This is a genomic window from Mycobacterium sp. 1081908.1 (genome assembly GCF_001673535.1).
Lineage (GTDB): Bacteria > Actinomycetota > Actinomycetes > Mycobacteriales > Mycobacteriaceae > Mycobacterium.
In genome coordinates this window covers 1-17,220 of record NZ_LZLY01000008.1, presented here as the reverse complement: position 1 = coordinate 17,220, position 17,220 = coordinate 1, and the positions used below count along the sequence as shown (strand labels likewise).

The window sequence follows — 17,220 nt, the reverse complement described above, 5'->3', positions numbered from 1 at the left end:
TCCATGGCAACCAGACGGGCGCTCGTGCTCGCCGGCGGCGGAATAGCCGGAATCGCCTGGGAGACAGGGGTTCTGCGCGGAATTGCCGACGAGTCACCGGCGGCCGCCCGGCTGCTGCTGGATTCCGATGTGCTGGTGGGGACCTCGGCGGGTTCGGCCGTCGCCGCGCAGATCGGCAGCGGCCGCCCGCTCGAGGCGCTGTTCGACCGGCAGATCGCCGAGTCGTCGGCCGAGATCGATTCCGGCGTCGACATCGACGACATCACCGAGGTCTTCCTGACCGCCCTGGGCCAGCCCTACGACGACGCGCTCGACAAGACCCGCCAGCAGATGCGGCGGATCGGGGCCGTGGCGGTGGCGACGCAGACCGTCCCCGAGCCCGTCCGGCGCAACGTGATCGCCCAGCGCCTGCCGTCACACGACTGGCCGGAACGGGTGCTGCGGATCACCGCCATCGACGTGGCCACCGGCGAACTGGTGGTCTTCGATCGCGACTCGGGCGTCGGCCTCGTGGATGCGGTGGCGGCCAGTTGCGCGGTGCCGGGAGCGTGGCCGCCGGTGACGATTGGGGTCCGGCGCTACATGGACGGCGGCGTCGGCAGCTCGGTCAACCTCGGCGTGGCCGGCGATTGCGACGCCGCGGTGGTGCTGGTGCCCTCGGGGCCCGACACGCCGGCGCCGTTCGGCGACGGGCCGGCCGCCGAGATCGCCGCGTTCGCCGGCGCGACCCACGCGGTGTTCGCCGACGGCGACTCGCTGGCGGCGTTCGGGCCCAACCCGCTGGATCCGCGCTGCCGCATCGACTCCGCCGTGGCCGGGCGCCAACAGGGCCGCCGCGAGGCGGCAGCGGTCGCGCGGTTCCTCGGCGCCTGATCAACCCTCGAGCGCGGGCGGCGACGCCTGCTCCAGCGCGTCCAGGGCCTCGCCGGCCAGCGCGCGGCCCACGTCGATCACCTCCACCGCCCGGTGAAACTCCAGGCCCCGGCACGTCGAACGCGGCACCTCGATCAGCACGTCGGGCGGGTAGGCCGCCAGCGTGTGCCGGGCCAGCGCGGACTGGGCGATGTCGATCGTCCGGTTCATCACCTCGAAGCTGCCCAGCTTGGGCACCCCGGGAACCTCCGCGATTTCCTCGGGGCCGACCTCGTCCGCGTCGGGGTCGTCGGACCAGCTGTCCGACCCGCCGAACCTGCTCAGCACCGCCCGCGCGGTCGGCCGGTCCAGCAGGGACCGGGCCGCCGCGGTGTCCAGCAGCGCCGACGTGCTGCGCACCATGCGGTTCAACCACTCGGCGGTGGCCCCCGGCTCCGCCTCGCGGCCGCCGACGGACTCGCTGCCGCTGAGGCTGACCGCGATGGTCAGGTCGGCGTTGACCGCGGCGATGGGGGCCATCGGCAGCGGATCGAGGATGCCGCCGTCGGCGAGCAGGCGCCCGTCGAGCGCGTACGGCGCGATCACCCCCGGAATCGCGATGGACGCGCGGATCGCGTCGTCGACGGGGCCGCGCTGAAACCACACCGACTTGCCGGCCAGCAGGTCGGTGGCGACCGCGGTGTAGGGGATCGGCAGTTGCTCGATGGACACCGGACCGAGGATGTCGCGCACCGCGTCCAGGATCTTCTCCGCCCGCAACACCCCGGCCGCGCTGATGGCCGGGTCCAGCAGCCGCAGGATGGTGCGCTGCGTCAGGGACTTCGCCCAGTCGGCGAACTCGTCGAGGCGCCCGGCCGCTTCCAGGCCGCCGACCATCGCGCCCATCGAGGAGCCGGCGATCCCGGCGATCTCGTAACCGCGCGCCCGCAGCGCCTCGATCACCCCGATGTGGGCGTAGCCGCGGGCACCGCCGCTGCCCAGCGCCAGCGCCACCCGGGTCGGTGCTGATCGACGCGCCACCGTTCCGCCACGTCCGCCGGGCATGCGTTCATTTTGCGCGGCCGACGCCGCCCCCGGCGGCCGGGGAGGCACTTTTTGTACCCATGATCACAATTGGTGCGGGGCGGCGAACGTTACCCGCATTCGTCGTTGGCGGCGGCCCGCGCGGCGGTGATCACGGCCGCCTGCCGCGCCGGTGTCAGGTCCGTCCACCGGGCGTTCCAGGTGCCCGCCGTGCCCGATTGCGACGCCTGGATCATCCCCAGGTACGGCTCGAACAGCGACCCACCCGTCCTGGGCTGCGCCTCCATCCACACCTTCGCGGCGTGGCAGGCCTGGAAATACTCCTCTTCGGTCGAATCCGCGGGGACATCGACCCTGGTCGTCACCCCGCCCGGGGAGACGCCGACCGCGCCCGGGGGCGCCGCGGTGGCGCCGTGCGGGATGCCCGACGGCCGCGCCGACGGCACGGCTACCCCACCGTTGGGAGCGCCCTGCGAGCAGCCCGTGACCGCCAACAAAAGCGCCGCGACGAGAACGGCTCCACGTTGCCCGTGGGGACGACCGCACCAGCGCACGGTCCCAATCTATGCAACACTGGCGGCCGTGATGGAGCGCTTCGGTTTTTGCGAGTGTTGTCGGCCCTGACCCGCCGCCGCTTGCCCGAATCCGTTCACCCTGGAGCTCCTCGATGTCTGTTCCCGTTGCGACGCGTGCCGTCGCCTCCGGTGCGCCCCGCCCCCTGACCGTCTCGTCGCCGTCCTCGGGACCCACCCGGCTGCGGGTGCCCGACCTGCTGTACGCCACGGACCAGGCCGCCGATCAGGTCCTCAGCGGGCGCTGCGACCACCTGCTGCCCAAGGGCGGGATACCGGAGTCCGAGCGCTGGTTCGCCCGGATTCACGGCGACGACGAACTGGACGTCTGGCTGATCAGCTGGGTCCCCGGCCATCCCACCGAGCTGCACGACCACGGCGGCTCGCTGGGCGCGCTGACCGTGGTGTCCGGATCGCTCAACGAATTCCGTTGGGACGGGCGGGGTTTGCGGAGACGCCGGCTCGACGCCGGTGACCAGGCCGGCTTCCCGCTGGGCTGGGTGCACGACGTGGTGTGGGCGCCGCGGCCCGTCCCGGAGCCGGTGGCGGCCTTCCGGGCGCAGCCGACGCTCAGCGTGCACGCCTACTCGCCGCCGCTGACGGCGATGTCGTACTACGAGGTCTCCGACCGCAACAGGCTGCGCCGCCAGCGCACCGAACTGACCGACCAACCGGAAGGACCCTGATGAGCCGCATCGACATTGTCCTGAGATCGGCCCGGCGCCGGTTTCGCCGCCTTCGCGCCGTCGAGGTGCCCGAGGCGCTGAGGCGCGGCGCGGTGCTGGTCGACATCCGGCCGCAGGCGCAGCGATTCCGCGAGGGCGAGGTGCCCGGCGCGCTGGTGATCGAACGCAACGTCCTGGAGTGGCGCTGCGACCCGACCAGCGACGCCCGGCTGCCCGAGGCTGTCGGCGACGACGTCGAATGGGTGATCGTGTGCTCCGAGGGCTACACGTCCAGCCTGGCCGCCGCCGCGCTGCTGGACATCGGCCTGTACCGCGCCACCGACGTCATCGGCGGCTACCACGCGCTGGCCGGTTCCGGTGTGCTGGACCAACTGATCGGTGACTCGGACGGCTCGGGCCCGGGGCTGGCGAACGCGGGCAGGACCGTTCGCCGCTGGCTCTAGGGGCGCTAGCCGTTGGCGTGCAGCAGCGGCCGTAGTTTGTCCGTCTTCTCGGCCGTCCAACCGGGCGGCGACAGCACCGCGGCCCAGCCGTTGGCGACGTCGGCGACGTAGTGGTGGCCGTGCCCGTCTGGCACGTCCACCGCCACCGCCATGTCGGCCGAGACTTGCAGGAACGTCACCACCGGGATCCAGTAGGTGTCGGGCAGCACGTCGTAGCCCCGTTTCTCGCGCAGCCAGTCGGGCTTGGAGAACAGCAGGTCGGGGGTCCACCAGGCGATCGGGTCGGAGGCGTGCTGCAGATAGACCACCCGCGGGTGGTCCCATGCGGCGTCCGGACGCCCCAGATCGCTTGCGCGAGCGACGAATCGGACGTTCTTGCCGTCGTTGTAGATCGGCAGCCACTGCGGGGAGCCCGCGTCGCGCGTCGACGTCAGGTCCGTCCAGATCGTGTTGTTGAACGTCGGCCCGCTGAACAGCGCGCCGTCGGTGCGGGCCAGCACGTTGTTCAGGCTCATGAACGGCGCCTCGCCGCCGAACGACCCCAGGCTTTCGCCGAACACCACGAGCTTGGGGCGCTGGGCTTCCGGCATCTGGCGGATCAGTCGGTCGACGGCCTCGAACAGCGCCTGGCCGGCGTGGCGGGCGTTTTCCTTGTCCACCAGGAACGAAAGCCAGCTCGGCAGGAACGAGTACTGCATGCTGACGATCGCGGTGTTGCCGTTGTACATGTACTCCAGCGCGGAGGCCTCCGCCTCGTTGATCCAGCCGGTGCCGGTGGTGGTCGCGACGGCGACGACGGCGCGCTGCAATCCGCCCTCACGCTGCAGCTCCTGGGCCGCCAGCTCGGCGGTCGCGGTGATGCCGTCCGCGGAGTTCAGCCCGGCGTAGGCGCGGACCGGCTGCATCGCCGGGGATCCGTTGAACGTCGTCAGTTCGTCGACCCGGGGCCCGCCCTCGATGAAGACGCGGCCCTCGCGACCGAGCGACTCCCAGGAGACCAGCGACTGCGGGCCACCGGACCTCAGCGGCGTTTTCGGCGGCGCGGTGTCGGGGCTCATCTCGTTGTTGGCCGACGCGAACGTGTTGTTCATCGTGCGCATGGCGAACTTCAGCACCACGCCGTTGAGCAGGGTGATGGTCAGCACGACCAGCACCACCACGACGATGGTCACCGAGAGGCGAAACGGTGCGACCCGATCGAGCTGCCCCACCAAGAAACTGACCAGCCAGCGGACGAACTGGCCGATTTCGACCAGTGTGAACAGCACGACCAGCGACAGGCCGGCGGCGATCGGGTAGTCGTACCACTTGAGGTGCTGCACTCCCATCAGGTCGCGCACCTTGTCCTGCCAGTCGTGGAACCCGATCGCCATGACCACCATGCCGACCGCGCCGACCGGGATCAGCACCATCCACGCCCAGCGCGGTGCGGGCGGGCTGTAGTTCCGGGTGCGCATGTAGCGGACCAGCCAGACGGCGAAGACCCCCAACCCGTAGCCGATGGCCCCGGAGATCCCGCTGACCAGCCCCTGGAACAGCGCGTCTCGCGGCAACAGCGACGGCGTCATCGAAAACCAGATGAAAACCAGGCCGACCGCGGTGCCCATGAAGGTGTAATGCCTTACCCACCAAGGCTTTCGGTAGGGATGCGGCTCGTGTGGCCGGGGGGCCTCCGGGGTTTCCGGGGCGGCCTCCCGCACGGCTTCGTCTTCGGGGGCGGTCGTCGCGGGACCCGGGTCGCTCATCGAGGCGTCCTACCGGTGAGTGAAGTTGGGGGGCCGCTTCTCGATGAATGCCGCCATTCCCTCGGACTGGTCCTCGGTCGCGAACGTCGAATGAAACAGCCTGCGCTCGTACAGAAGTCCCTCGGACAGCGTGGATTCGAAGGCCCGGTTGACGGCCTCCTTGGCCATTCGCGCCGCCGAGCGCGACATCTGCGAAATGGTGGTGGCGACGGCCTTGGCCTCGGTCAGCAGGTCGTCGGCCGGCACCACACGCGAAACCAGCCCGCTGCGTTCGGCTTCGGCGGCGTCGATGGTCCGCCCGGTCAGGATGAGGTCCATGGCCTTGGCCTTGCCGATGGCGCGGGTCAGCCGCTGCGAACCACCCATGCCCGGCAGCACACCGAGTTTGATCTCCGGCTGACCGAACTTCGCGGTGTCGGCGGCGATCAGCAGGTCGCACATCATCGCGAGCTCGCAGCCGCCGCCCAGCGCGTGACCGGCCACCGCGGCGATGGTGGGGGTGCGGACGGCGGCGAGCTTGCCCCAGGTGGCGAAGAAGTCGCCGCCGAACGCGTCCGCGAAGGTCAGCGCCGCCATCTCCTTGATGTCGGCGCCGGCGGCGAACGCCTTGGCCGAACCGGTGATGATGATCGCACCGATTCCGGGATCGTCGTCCAATTCGGTTGCCGCGCTGGTGACTTCGCGCATCACCTGGCTGTTGAGCGCGTTGAGCGCCTGCGGCCGATTCAGCGTGATGATCCCGACCCGCTGATCGCGCTCGACGAGGATGGTCTCGTACGTCTCTGTCACGCCAACCGCCTTTCTAGAATTTCAAGTCGTCGTCGACCGGCGCGAAATACGCCTCCACGTCGGCCGCGGTGACCTCGGCCAGCGTCGCCGGCGACCACTTCGGATTGCGATCCTTGTCGATGATCTGCGCGCGGATGCCCTCCACCAGATCGTGCGAGCGCGCCGACGCGCTCGACACCCGATAGTCCTGGACCAGAACCTCTTCCAGGGTCTGCATTTTGGCTGCGCGGCGCACCGCCTCCAGGGCCACCGACACGGCGATGGGGGAGCGGGTGGCGATCAGGTCGGCGGCGTCGTTCGCCGGCCCGCCGCCGTGACCGCGCAGGGCCGCGAGGATGTCTTCGACCGTGTCGCCCACGAAGCACTCGTCGATCCAATCGCGTTGCGCGGCAAGCTCGCTCGGCGGAGGTTCGACGGCGTGCGCGGCCAGCGCGCTCTCGACGCCGTCATCGACGATCGCTTTGGTGAACGCCTCCAGCTCGTCGTGCGGGACGTAGTGGTCGGCGAATCCCATTGCGATGGCGTCGGATCCGGAGAACGGCGCCCCGGTCAGGGCGGCGTGGAGCCCGAGCGAGCCCGGTGCCCGGGACAACAGGAACGCCCCGCCGACGTCGGGAATGAACCCGATGCCCACCTCCGGCATTGCCACCTTTGACGTTTCGGTCACCACGCGGACGCTGCCATGCGCGCTGACCCCGACGCCGCCACCCATCACGATGCCGTCCATCAACGACACGTACGGCTTGGCGAACCGCCCGATCTGGCCGTCGAGCTGATACTCGTCGCGCCAGAACTTTCGCACCTCGACGCCGTCCTTGCGGGCGCTCTCGTAGACCGCGACCACGTCGCCGCCCGCGCACAATCCGCGTTCGCCCGCACCGGACAGCACGACCGCCCGCACCGCGTCGTCGTTTTCCCAACGGCTGAGCACGGCGCTCAGCGCGTCCACCATGGTCTGATTCAGCGAGTTGATCGCCTTGGGCCGGTTCAGCGTGATCAAGCCGATGCCGCCTTCGACTCGGGTCAGGACCTCGTCGGATTCGTCGGTTTCCGCAGTCAACGCCCCTTGCCTTCCAATCGCCGCCCGGTCTCGACCAGCAATCTAGATCGTCACGACCACAGCGATCCCCGCGGGTAAGGTTTATGTTTGACCGGACGACAACAGCAGAGCCCGTTTAAATAGCCGGAAACACCGAGAAAACAGCAGGTCTGTTGGGAACCCGGGCGCCCCGCTGGTCGTTGACCAAGTGTTCGCACAGCTCGAACCCATAGCCATAAGAGAGGATCCGACGGTGCGGGAGACAAGTAACCCGGTATTTCGTTCGCTGCCTAAGCAGAGCGGCGGATACGCGCAATTCGGCACTGGCGCGGCCCAGGGCTATTACCAGGCTGACCCCTACGTGGCTCCCTACCAGGACACCAGGGCCGCCCGTCCGCTGACCATCGACGATGTCGTCACCAAGACCGGCATGACGCTGGCCGTGCTGACGGGCGCCGCGATCGTGTCCTACTTCCTGGTGGCCGCCAACCTGGCGCTGGCGATGCCGCTGACCCTCATCGGCGCGCTGGGCGGCCTGGGGCTGGTGCTGATCGCGACCTTCGGGCGCAAGCAGGACAGCCCGGCGATCGTGCTCAGCTACGCCGTTCTCGAGGGGCTCTTCCTCGGCGCCGTCTCCTTCGTCTTCGCCAACTTCCAGGTCTCGAACGCCAACGCCGGCGCGCTGATCGGGGAGGCCGTCCTGGGCACCTTCGGCGTGTTCTTCGGGATGCTCGTCGTCTACAAGACCGGCGCCATCCGCGTCACACCGAAATTCACCCGGATGGTGGTCGCCGCCCTGTTCGGTGTGCTGTTCCTGATGCTCGGCAACTTCTTGCTGGCGATGTTCCACGTCGGCGGCGGCACGGGCCTGGGCCTGCGCAGCGGCGGGCCGATCGCGATCATCTTCTCCCTGGTGTGCATCGCGATCGCCGCGTTCAGCTTCCTGATCGACTTCGACGCGGCCGACCAGATGATCCGGGCCGGCGCGCCCGAGAAGGCCGCGTGGGGCATCGCGCTGGGCCTGACCGTGACCCTGGTCTGGCTGTACCTCGAGATCCTGCGCCTGCTCAGTTACCTGCAGAACGACTAGCCCGACTCGACGGAAAAGCCGGCACGCCCCTGGGTGTGCCGGTTTTTTGTGCGCTGACGGCGTTTGAATGTGCGCTCACGGTTTTGCGTGTGTACCTGTGGCGGAGGCGCTCGGCGTGTCGCCGCCAGGGCTTCACACTCAGCGCGCAGGCTTCACCCGCCCCTCTCCGCGATGTCACATCCGCGGCCGCTGGATGCGTCTGCTGGTTGTCAGCACACATTCGCTCGCGAAAGGCAGCATCATGAAGCACATCGTGATCATCGGCGCCGGCTACGCCGGCATGGCAGCGACCGCCCGCCTGGCGCGTCGGGTCAAGGGCCGCGACGACGTCCGCGTCACCCTGGTCAATCCGCAGGCTCGTTTCACCGAGCGGCTGCGCCTGCACCAGGCCGCCTCGGGCCAGCGGCTGGCCGACCTGCAGATCCCGGACCTGCTCGCCGGCACCGGCGTCGAGTTCGTCCAGGGCTGGGTCACCGGCGTCGACGCCGACGCGCGGACCGTCCGGCTCGACGACGAACGCACGATCGGCTACGACACGCTGGTGTATGCGCTCGGCAGCGTCGCCGACACCGAGGCCGTGCCCGGCGTCGACGAATTCGCCTACACCCTCAACAGCGCCCGCGACGCCGGGTTGCTGGCCGAGCAGCTGGATCGGCTGGGCGCCGGCACGGTCGTGGTCGCCGGCGGCGGCCTGACCGGAATCGAATCGGCGGCCGAGATCGCCGAGCGGCATCCGGAACTCGACGTCGTGCTGCTGAGCCGGCAGACGCCCGGATCGACGATGGGCCCCAAGGCGCGCGCCCGCCTGCACGCCGGGTTGAGCCGGTTGGGCGTGCGGGTCCGTGCCGGCGTCGACGTCGTCAAGGTGATGCCCGACGGGGTCGCCCTGGCCGACGGCGAGGTCGTCGCGGCGCGCGCGGTGCTGTGGACGACGGGTGTGCGGGTGTCGCCGGTGGCGGCCGCCGCGGGCCTGCGGGTCGACGAGCGCGGCCGGATCATCACCGACGCGGCGCTGCGTTCGGTGTCCCACCCCGACGTGTACGTCGTCGGCGACGCCGCCGCCGTCACGCAGGGATACGGCCTCGTGCACGGCACCTGCCAGAGCGGCATCCCGACCGGCGTGCACGCCGCCACCAACATCGTCCGAGAGCTGAAGGGCAAGCAGCTCAAGCGGTTCCGTTTCGGCTACATCCATCAGCCGGTGAGCCTGGGACGCCACGACGGCGTCATCCAATTCACCCATCCCGACGACAGCCCGACGCGTTTCTATCTGGCCGGCCGGTGGGCGGTGGCGTACAAGGAAACGGTGAGCGCCAGCCCCTGGACGACCTACCGGCTGCTCAAGTTGCTGCCCGCGCTGGGCGCGGTGACGTGGCGGCGCGGTGGGGGCTTCACCCGATGAGCACCGACGAGCACACGTTCGTCGAACATCGGAAACTGTTGTTCGCCATCGCCTATCGGATTCTGGGGTCGGCGGCAGACGCCGAAGACGTCGTCCAGGATGCGTGGCTGAAGTGGTCGGCGGCCGATCGGGGTCAGGTCGCCGACCCCAAGGCGTACCTGTCCCGCATCGTGTCGAACCTGTCGATGGAACGACTGCGCTCGACCCGGCGCCAGCGCGAGACCTACGTCGGGCCGTGGCTTCCCGAGCCGATCCTCACCAGCGCCGACACGGCCGAGGATGTCGCCGCCGCCGAATCGGTGTCGATGGCGATGCTGGTCGTGCTCGAGACGCTGAGCCCACTGGAGCGCGCGGTGTTCGTCCTCAGGGAGGTGTTCGACTTCAGCTACGCCGAAATCGCTTCGGCCGTCGAGCGTTCCGAGGCGGCGGTGCGCCAGGCGGGCCACCGCGCCCGCAATCACGTGCAGGCCCGCCGGCCCAGGTTCGAGGCCGATCGCGGCAAGAAACGCGCGGTCACCGAACGCTTCTTCGCCGCGGCGACCGGCGGCGACATCAACGACCTCATGCAACTGCTCGCCCCCGATGTCACGCTCTGGACCGACGGCGGCGGAAAGGTGCGCCAGGCGCTGCGCCCGCTCGAGGGCATGGCCAAGGTCGCCGCCTGGCTCGCCGGGGTCACCAAACGCCCCTACGAAGGCGTCGAGATCGCCGACATGACAGCCGAAGTCGTCGACGTCAACGGCGGACCGGGCATCGTTTTCTCGGCCGCGGGCCGCGTGATCGCCACGCTAACGGTCGAACTCGACGCGGACGGGCGCATCGTCACCATCCACAACGTGGCCAACCCGGACAAGCTGCACGCCGTCGCCGATGGGGTGCGGCGCGGCTAGCGCCTTTGGTTGTGCGCTCACGGTTTTGGGTGTGCGCTGACGGCGCAGCCGCCCCGCGTGTCGGCGCCCACGATTCACACGCAGTCGTTCGGCGCGGCTAGCTCAGCCGCTCGATCACCATCGCCATGCCCTGGCCGCCGCCGACACACATGGTTTCCAGGCCCAGCGTCTTGTCGTGGGTCTGCAGGTTGTTGAGCAGCGTGGTGGCGATGCGCGCGCCGGTCATGCCGAACGGGTGGCCCAGGGCGATCGCCCCACCGGACACGTTCAGCTTCTCCTCGTCCATGCCCAGCTCGCGCGCCGAGCCCAGCACCTGCACCGCGAAGGCCTCGTTGATCTCGTACAGGTCGATGTCACCGATCGACATGCCGGCCCTGGCCAACGCCTTCTTGCACGCCTCGATGGGGCCCAGCCCCATGATCTCCGGCGACAGCCCGCTGACCCCGGTGGACACGATGCGGGCCAGCGGCGTCAGGCCCAGCTCCTTGGCCTTGGTGTCGCTGGTGATGATCAGCGCGGCCGCGCCGTCGTTCAGCGGACACGCGTTGCCCGCGGTGACGGTGCCGTTGGGCCGGAACACCGGCTTGAGCTCGGAGACCTTCTCGTAGGTGGTGCCGGCGCGGGGGCCGTCGTCGGTGGTGACGGTGGTGCCGTCGGGCAGCTTCACCGGGGTGATCTCGCGCTCGAAGAACCCGCTCTTGATCGCCTCCTCGGCGCGGTTCTGGCTGCGCACCCCCCAGCGGTCCTGGTCCTCGCGGCTGATGCCGGTCATGATCGCGACGTTTTCGGCGGTCTGACCCATCGCGATGTAGACGTCCGGCAGGTTCCCGTCGGCGCGGGGGTCGTGCCACTCGTCGGCGCCCTGAGCCGCGGCGGCCGAACGCTCCTGGGCCTCGTCGAACAGCGGGTTCTTGGTGTCGGGCCAGGAGTCGGAGTTGCCCTTGGCGAACCGTGACACGGTCTCCACGCCCGCGGAGACGAACGCGTCGCCCTCGCCCGCCTTGATCGCGTGGAACGCCATCCGTGTGGTCTGCAGCGACGACGAGCAATACCGGTTGACTGTGGTGCCCGGAAGGAAGTCGTAGCCCAGCTCGACGGCGACGACGCGGGCCATGTTGAAGCCGGATTCGCCGCCCGGCAGGCCGCAGCCCAGGATCAGGTCGTCGATCTGGTGCGGGTTGAGCGCGGGCACCTTGTCGAGCGCGGCGCGCACCATCTGCGCGGCCAGGTCGTCGGGCCGCATGGACACCAGCGACCCCTTCATGGCGCGGCCGATCGGCGAGCGAACGGCTGAGACGATGACGGCTTCAGGCATGGCTTTTCCCTTCAAATCCCTTCCGCCGGTGCGGGCTCGCATCACAAGCGGGTGTCTGGGCACCCCGACGGGCTAGAACAAATCTAGTCGGTGCCGACCGGCTGGGAATCAGACGGGGCGGGTGATACGACGGCCGGGCGCCGCCACAGCCGCGACACGAGGGTCAACCGCGCGTGGGACTCGTCGAGCCGCGGTGCGAGCGCGGCGACCGAAACCTCGGGAACCGGGCTCTCGACCGCTATGCCCAGCGCATCGCACAGCGCGACCAGCAGCGCGTCGGCGGCCAGCGCGTACGCGGTCGGCGACGGGTGGAAGCCGTCGGCGGAGAACATCAGCTCGGGCGCGGCCCGGAACCGGGGGGCCAGCAGCTGCGCCATCGGGACCGGGATGCCGCCCGCCCCGCGGACGGCCGCCGTCTGGGCGCGGGCGAGCTGCGAAGTCCGCGCGTGCGCCAGCGAGCGAAGCGGCTGGGGGATCGCGCTGATGACACCGAGGTCGGGACAGGTGCCGACGACCACCACCGCGCCGCGGGAACGCAGCTTGCGCACGGTCAAGGCCAGCCGTTGCGCCGATTGGCTGATGCCGTTGAGGGCCGTGACGTCGTTGGCCCCCAGCATCATCACCGCCACGTCCGGCGGCGGGCCGGCCACGAACATCGCGTCGACCTGACCGGCGACGCCCTTCGACGTGGCGCCGACGATGGCCTTGGTGCTCAGCCGGACGGCCTTGCCGGCACGCTCGGCCAGTCCGCGGGCGATCAGCACGCCGGGGACTTCCTCGGCGCTCATGCAGCCGTACCCGGTGGCCGTCGAGTCGCCGAAGATCATCAGGTGCAGGTCGGCGGCCATGCCGCGCTGCCACCGCTGCACGGGCCCGCCGCCGGCGGTGTACACGCCGTCGGCGCGCGGTGGGATGTCCCAGGCCTTCGGAATGACGGTGCGCGTGTGCGCCGCCTGGCCAACCAGCAGGTTGCGTGCGCCGAGGTAGGCAGTCCCCGTCGAGGCGAGCGCGCCGGCTGTGGCCAGGGCGATCGTCGAACGACGCGGCACCCTGATGGTCACGGGATCAGTTTAGTTCGGCTCAAGGGTTTGCGCGGGCGGCTTATGAACAATGTGGTCACGTTGTGAATCAAATGTGGTATCAAATCAGATTCTTCAAACGTTCTACTCAGCAAAGGCTGTCAAGCTAAGTTTCAAGGGTTGGCTGAACGCCCTGGAAAGTGGGCTGAACCGGACGCTTGGCCGCCTCGTCACATGCTGTATCGGACTACAACGGCGTAGGAAGTGTTGAGCATGACCGCACCTAGCAAGGTATCCGGTTCCCCCCGGAATACCGTTCGGCCACATGAGGTCCTCAAGCGACGTAGAGTTGAGGCACGCAGATTTGCCATCAGCGACGGCGCGCCGGTCGAGGTACTCGAGTCCGGTCCCAGCGTTGCTGCGCGGGTAGCTAACCTCGCGTCCCGGCTCACGATCCGGCCGGTTCTGGCCGTCGGCAGCCACGTCCCCAACCTGCCGTGGCCGTGGGGTCTCATCGACGTCGCGGCCCGGGTTCTGCTCCCGGTTTCGGCCACCGTCCGCGAGACGGTGAACTTGCCCAATGCCTCCGCGCAGCTCGTGCGCGCCCCCGGAGTGCTGCCCGCGGACGGCACCCGCCGGGTGATCGTCTACTTGCACGGCGGCGCGTTCTTGACCTGTGGAGCAAACTCCCACGGCCGGCTGGTCGAGACGCTGTCGAAGTTTGCTGACTCGCCGGTGCTGGTGGTCAATTACCGGCTGTTGCCCAAGCACTCGGTCGGGATGGCCCTCGACGACTGCCACGACGCCTACCAATGGTTGCGCGAGCGCGGCTTCGAGCCGGACCAGATCGTGCTGGCCGGCGACTCGGCGGGCGGGTATCTCGCGCTGGCCCTGGCGCAACGCCTGCAGGAGGAAGGGCACGGGGATTCGGATATGCCGGCCGCGCTGGTGGCGATCTCGCCACTGCTGCAGCTAGCAAAGGAATGCAAGCAGGCGCACCCCAACATCAAGAGCGACGCGATGTTCCCCGCGAACGCCTTCGACGCGCTCGTCGAGTTGGTTGCTAGCGCGGCCGAAAAGAACGTCGTCGACGGCAAACCGGAAGAGATTTACGAGCCGCTGGAGCACATCAAGCCCGGCCTGCCGCGCACGCTCATCCACGTCTCCGGGTCCGAGGTGTTGCTGCACGACGCGCAGCTGGCGGCGTCCCGGCTGGCGGCGGTCGGGGTGCCGGCCGAGGTGCGGGTCTGGCCCGGCCAGGTCCACGACTTCCAGCTGGCCGCACCGCTGGTGCCCGAGGCCATCCGTTCGCTGCGCCAGATCGGCGACTACATCCGCGAGGCCACCGGCTAGCGAGTGTGCGCCGCGCGAAAGCGCCTGAGACGATGAACGCATGCGGATCGCGCAGCACATCAGTGACCTCATCGGTGGGACGCCGCTGGTTCGGCTGAACTCGGTCGTTCCCGACGGCGCGGGCACCGTGGCGGCCAAGGTCGAATACCTCAACCCCGGCGGCAGCTCCAAGGACCGGATCGCGGTGAAGATGATCGACGCCGCCGAGGCCAGCGGGCAGCTCAAGCCCGGCGGCACCATCGTCGAACCCACGTCGGGCAACACCGGCGTGGGCCTGGCCCTGGTCGCCCAGCACCGCGGGTACAAGTGCGTGTTCGTCTGCCCCGACAAGGTCAGCGAGGACAAGCGCAACGTGTTGCTCGCCTACGGCGCGGAGGTCGTGGTGTGCCCGACGGCGGTGCCGCCGGACCACCCGGACAGCTACTACAGCGTCTCCGACCGGCTCGTCACCGAAATCGACGGCGCGTGGAAGCCCGACCAGTACGCCAACCCGGAGGGACCGGCCAGCCACTACGCGACCACCGGCCCCGAGATCTGGGCTGACACCGACGGCAAGATCACCCATTTCGTCGCCGGCATCGGCACCGGCGGCACGATCACCGGCGCCGGCCGCTACCTCAAGGAAGTGTCCGACGGCCGGGTCCGCGTCATCGGCGCCGACCCCGAAGGTTCGGTGTACTCGGGCGGCAGCGGCCGGCCCTACCTGGTCGAGGGCGTCGGCGAGGACTTCTGGCCGGATGCGTACGACCGCACGGTGCCCGACCAGATCATCGCCGTCTCCGACTCCGACTCGTTCAACATGACGCGGCGGCTGGCCCGCGAGGAGGCCATGCTCGTCGGCGGGTCGTGCGGGATGGCGGTGGTGGCCGCGATCAAGGTCGCCGAGGAGGCCGGGCCCGACGCGCTGGTCGTGGTCCTGCTGCCCGACGGCGGGCGGGGCTACATGTCCAAGATCTTCAACGACGCCTGGATGTCGTCGTACGGGTTCCTGCGGGCGCGCCTCGACGGGTCGACGGAGGAGTTCAGCGTCGGCGACGTGCTGCGCCGCAAGTCGGGGGCGCTGCCCGATCTGGTGCACACCCATCCGGCCGAGACCGTGCGCGACGCCATCGGCATCCTGCGCGAGTACGGCGTCTCGCAGATGCCCGTGGTCGGCGCCGAGCCGCCGGTGATGGCCGGCGAGGTCGCCGGCAGCGTTTCCGAACGCGAGCTGCTGTCGGCCGTCTTCGAGGGCCGGGCAAAGCTGGCCGATGCGGTGTCGCTGCACATGAGCCCGCCGCTGCCGATGATCGGCGCCGGCGAGTTGGTCAGCGCGGCGGGCAAGGCGCTGCGCGACTGGGACGCCCTGATGGTGGTGGAGGAGGGCAAGCCGGTCGGCGTGATCACCCGCTACGACCTGTTGGGATTCCTGTCGGACGGGCCCCGCGGAACGACGGTCCGGCGTTAGCGCGGCGCGCGGCGATTCGCGCTTATACCGCTGCGCAGGCCCGGCAGGTACTGTAATTCGGCCTGGTTCAGCTAACTCAGTGGAGGGTTGCCCATGTCCGATCAACCGTCGCCCGGCGAGTCCTACCCGCCACCCCCCGGGGCGGGTGGCCAATCCCTTGAACGTGTGGTCTCCGCTACGGTCCTCGCTCATCGACGATCAGCCTAGTGACGGCGCCGCGCCACCGCCCCGCCGACCAAATGCCCGCCGGATTCAGGCCGCCGCGCCCTCTTCGATCGGCAGGCACACCGTCGTCATGATCTTGTCCGCCAATGTTTGCCGCTTGGCGTCCCACAGCGGGAACAGGTAGCCGATGTAGCAGATGAGCGAGTCGACGAAGTGCGCGATCTGGCGCACCACCGACATCGCGAAACCCAGCGGCTGGCCGGTCACCTCGCTGACCACCTTGAACTTCATCACCGACTTGCCGACGCTCGAGCCCGTGATGCCCTGGCGGTAGCCGTAGTTCCAGACCAGGTAGGCCACCGCGGCCAGCCACGCCAACCAGAACGCCATCGTGCCGATGCCGCTGGGCTGGTTAACGCAGTACTGGTTGACGCTGTACTGGGTGATGTCGCTGACGCACGACTGTTGCGTGGTCAGCGCCTGGATGAGCGCGCCGATGCCGACGAGGACGCCGGCCGGGATGTTGTCGATGATGAACGCCAGCACCCGGGTGACCCACGGCGTGTAGGACTCCGTCGGCAAGGCGCGGATCGCCGGTCCGGGTGGGGGCGGCGCAAATCCGCCCGACGACGGGCGGGGCTACATGTCCAAGATCTTCAACGACGCCTGGATGTCGTCGTACGGGTTCCTGCGGGCGCGCCTCGACGGGTCGACGGAGGAGTTCAGCGTCGGCGACGTGCTGCGCCGCAAGTCGGGGGCGCTGCCCGATCTGGTGCACACCCATCCGGCCGAGACCGTGCGCGACGCCATCGGCATCCTGCGCGAGTACGGCGTCTCGCAGATGCCCGTGGTCGGCGCCGAGCCGCCGGTGATGGCCGGCGAGGTCGCCGGCAGCGTTTCCGAACGCGAGCTGCTGTCGGCCGTCTTCGAGGGCCGGGCAAAGCTGGCCGATGCGGTGTCGCTGCACATGAGCCCGCCGCTGCCGATGATCGGCGCCGGCGAGTTGGTCAGCGCGGCGGGCAAGGCGCTGCGCGACTGGGACGCCCTGATGGTGGTGGAGGAGGGCAAGCCGGTCGGCGTGATCACCCGCTACGACCTGTTGGGATTCCTGTCGGACGGGCCCCGCGGAACGACGGTCCGGCGTTAGCGCGGCGCGCGGCGATTCGCGCTTATACCGCTGCGCAGGCCCGGCAGGTACTGTAATTCGGCCTGGTTCAGCTAACTCAGTGGAGGGTTGCCCATGTCCGATCAACCGTCGCCCGGCGAGTCCTACCCGCCACCCCCCGGGGCGGGTGGCCAATCCCTTGAACGTGTGGTCTCCGCTACGGTCCTCGCTCATCGACGATCATCCTGGTTACCGGCGCCGCGC

General features: G+C 69.5%; 15 protein-coding genes and 2 pseudogenes. 9 read left to right on the top strand and 8 right to left on the bottom strand.

What is annotated here, in order from left to right; genetic code table 11:
• Nucleotides 1–3 precede the first annotated feature (3 nt).
• Entirely contained in the window at nt 4–873 is an 870-nt protein-coding gene (locus A5655_RS01240) for a patatin-like phospholipase family protein (RefSeq protein ID WP_067004720.1), read from the top strand.
• Here A5655_RS01240 and A5655_RS01235 read toward each other — a convergent pair whose 3' ends face one another.
• Both A5655_RS01235 and A5655_RS01230 read right to left on the bottom strand, forming a co-directional pair.
• Nucleotides 874–1,917, bottom strand: a complete 1,044-nt coding sequence (locus A5655_RS01235) for a patatin-like phospholipase family protein (RefSeq protein ID WP_156764635.1) — start codon at nt 1,915–1,917, stop codon at nt 874–876. It lies immediately after the preceding gene.
• 89 nt (nt 1,918–2,006) lie between these two features.
• Nucleotides 2,007–2,450, bottom strand: a complete 444-nt coding sequence (locus tag A5655_RS01230; protein ID WP_067004716.1) for a lipoprotein LpqV — start codon at nt 2,448–2,450, stop codon at nt 2,007–2,009.
• 113 nt (nt 2,451–2,563) lie between these two features.
• Here A5655_RS01230 and A5655_RS01225 point away from each other — a divergent pair, with 113 nt between their 5' ends.
• On the top strand, nt 2,564–3,154 hold the full coding sequence (locus A5655_RS01225; RefSeq protein ID WP_082978414.1) for a cysteine dioxygenase: 591 nt from the start codon (nt 2,564–2,566) through the stop codon (nt 3,152–3,154).
• On the top strand, nt 3,154–3,597 hold the full coding sequence (locus A5655_RS01220; protein ID WP_067004710.1) for a rhodanese-like domain-containing protein: 444 nt from the start codon (nt 3,154–3,156) through the stop codon (nt 3,595–3,597). The genes A5655_RS01225 and A5655_RS01220 overlap by 1 nt, the downstream gene beginning before the upstream one ends.
• 5 nt (nt 3,598–3,602) lie before the next feature.
• Here the strand turns inward: A5655_RS01220 and A5655_RS01215 are convergent, their stop codons facing one another.
• Genes A5655_RS01215 through A5655_RS01205 form a run of 3 tightly spaced genes read right to left on the bottom strand, consistent with a single transcriptional unit; the run spans nt 3,603 to nt 7,191 of the window.
• The gene (locus A5655_RS01215; protein ID WP_067004708.1) at nt 3,603–5,342 is read right to left on the bottom strand and encodes an alpha/beta-hydrolase family protein; all 1,740 of its coding nucleotides are present in this window, start codon (nt 5,340–5,342) and stop codon (nt 3,603–3,605) included.
• 9 nt (nt 5,343–5,351) lie between these two features.
• Nucleotides 5,352–6,131 (bottom strand): enoyl-CoA hydratase, encoded by a 780-nt coding sequence (locus A5655_RS01210; protein ID WP_067004706.1) that lies wholly within the window; start codon nt 6,129–6,131, stop codon nt 5,352–5,354.
• Nucleotides 6,132–6,144: 13 nt separating this feature from the next.
• A complete protein-coding gene (locus A5655_RS01205; RefSeq protein ID WP_156764634.1) occupies nt 6,145–7,191 on the bottom strand; it encodes an enoyl-CoA hydratase/isomerase family protein in 1,047 nt (348 codons plus the stop codon).
• Nucleotides 7,192–7,423: 232 nt separating this feature from the next.
• Between A5655_RS01205 and A5655_RS01200 the strand changes: the two genes are divergently transcribed.
• From A5655_RS01200 to A5655_RS01190, 3 genes are all read left to right on the top strand, one after another.
• A complete protein-coding gene (locus A5655_RS01200; protein ID WP_067004703.1) occupies nt 7,424–8,260 on the top strand; it encodes a Bax inhibitor-1/YccA family protein in 837 nt (278 codons plus the stop codon).
• Nucleotides 8,261–8,501: 241 nt separating this feature from the next.
• Nucleotides 8,502–9,662 carry an NAD(P)/FAD-dependent oxidoreductase gene (locus tag A5655_RS01195; RefSeq protein ID WP_082978413.1) on the top strand — a complete coding sequence of 387 codons (1,161 nt, stop codon included), beginning with the start codon at nt 8,502–8,504 and terminating at the stop codon, nt 9,660–9,662.
• Nucleotides 9,659–10,552 (top strand): RNA polymerase sigma-70 factor, encoded by an 894-nt coding sequence (locus A5655_RS01190; RefSeq protein ID WP_067004788.1) that lies wholly within the window; start codon nt 9,659–9,661, stop codon nt 10,550–10,552. The genes A5655_RS01195 and A5655_RS01190 overlap by 4 nt, the downstream gene beginning before the upstream one ends.
• Before the next feature lie 97 nt (nt 10,553–10,649).
• Here the strand turns inward: A5655_RS01190 and A5655_RS01185 are convergent, their stop codons facing one another.
• Together A5655_RS01185 and A5655_RS01180 are read right to left on the bottom strand one after the other, a co-directional pair.
• A complete protein-coding gene (locus tag A5655_RS01185) occupies nt 10,650–11,867 on the bottom strand; it encodes an acetyl-CoA C-acetyltransferase (RefSeq protein ID WP_067004698.1) in 1,218 nt (405 codons plus the stop codon).
• Nucleotides 11,868–11,950: 83 nt separating this feature from the next.
• Nucleotides 11,951–12,916 carry an SGNH/GDSL hydrolase family protein gene (locus A5655_RS01180; RefSeq protein ID WP_369807136.1) on the bottom strand — a complete coding sequence of 322 codons (966 nt, stop codon included), beginning with the start codon at nt 12,914–12,916 and terminating at the stop codon, nt 11,951–11,953.
• A gap of 243 nt (nt 12,917–13,159) precedes the next feature.
• Here A5655_RS01180 and A5655_RS01175 point away from each other — a divergent pair, with 243 nt between their 5' ends.
• Together A5655_RS01175 and A5655_RS01170 are read left to right on the top strand one after the other, a co-directional pair.
• A complete protein-coding gene (locus A5655_RS01175) occupies nt 13,160–14,239 on the top strand; it encodes an alpha/beta hydrolase (protein ID WP_067004694.1) in 1,080 nt (359 codons plus the stop codon).
• A gap of 40 nt (nt 14,240–14,279) precedes the next feature.
• Nucleotides 14,280–15,686 carry a cystathionine beta-synthase gene (locus tag A5655_RS01170; RefSeq protein ID WP_067004693.1) on the top strand — a complete coding sequence of 469 codons (1,407 nt, stop codon included), beginning with the start codon at nt 14,280–14,282 and terminating at the stop codon, nt 15,684–15,686.
• Between the two features lie 252 nt (nt 15,687–15,938).
• Here the strand turns inward: A5655_RS01170 and A5655_RS01165 are convergent.
• Nucleotides 15,939–16,490, bottom strand: a pseudogene (locus tag A5655_RS01165) (RDD family protein); the annotation flags it as partial.
• Here A5655_RS01165 and A5655_RS01160 point away from each other — a divergent pair.
• Nucleotides 16,474–16,998, top strand: a pseudogene (locus A5655_RS01160) (CBS domain-containing protein); the annotation flags it as partial. The pseudogenes A5655_RS01165 and A5655_RS01160 sit on opposite strands and share 17 nt — an antisense overlap.
• Between the last annotated feature and the right edge of the window lie 222 nt (nt 16,999–17,220).

What these genes read in the sequence shown, in the direction of transcription:
- A5655_RS01235 (WP_156764635.1), bottom strand. Translation starts at nt 1,917, where the DNA reads ATGCCCGGCGGACGTGGCGGAACGGTGGCGCGTCGATCAGCACCGACC.
- A5655_RS01215 (WP_067004708.1), bottom strand. Translation starts at nt 5,342, where the DNA reads ATGAGCGACCCGGGTCCCGCGACGACCGCCCCCGAAGACGAAGCCGTG.
- A5655_RS01170 (WP_067004693.1), top strand. Translation starts at nt 14,280, where the DNA reads ATGCGGATCGCGCAGCACATCAGTGACCTCATCGGTGGGACGCCGCTG.
- A5655_RS01240 (WP_067004720.1), top strand. Translation starts at nt 4, where the DNA reads ATGGCAACCAGACGGGCGCTCGTGCTCGCCGGCGGCGGAATAGCCGGA.
- A5655_RS01220 (WP_067004710.1), top strand. Translation starts at nt 3,154, where the DNA reads ATGAGCCGCATCGACATTGTCCTGAGATCGGCCCGGCGCCGGTTTCGC.
- A5655_RS01185 (WP_067004698.1), bottom strand. Translation starts at nt 11,867, where the DNA reads ATGCCTGAAGCCGTCATCGTCTCAGCCGTTCGCTCGCCGATCGGCCGC.
- A5655_RS01190 (WP_067004788.1), top strand. Translation starts at nt 9,659, where the DNA reads ATGAGCACCGACGAGCACACGTTCGTCGAACATCGGAAACTGTTGTTC.
- A5655_RS01175 (WP_067004694.1), top strand. Translation starts at nt 13,160, where the DNA reads ATGACCGCACCTAGCAAGGTATCCGGTTCCCCCCGGAATACCGTTCGG.
- A5655_RS01195 (WP_082978413.1), top strand. Translation starts at nt 8,502, where the DNA reads ATGAAGCACATCGTGATCATCGGCGCCGGCTACGCCGGCATGGCAGCG.
- A5655_RS01225 (WP_082978414.1), top strand. Translation starts at nt 2,564, where the DNA reads ATGTCTGTTCCCGTTGCGACGCGTGCCGTCGCCTCCGGTGCGCCCCGC.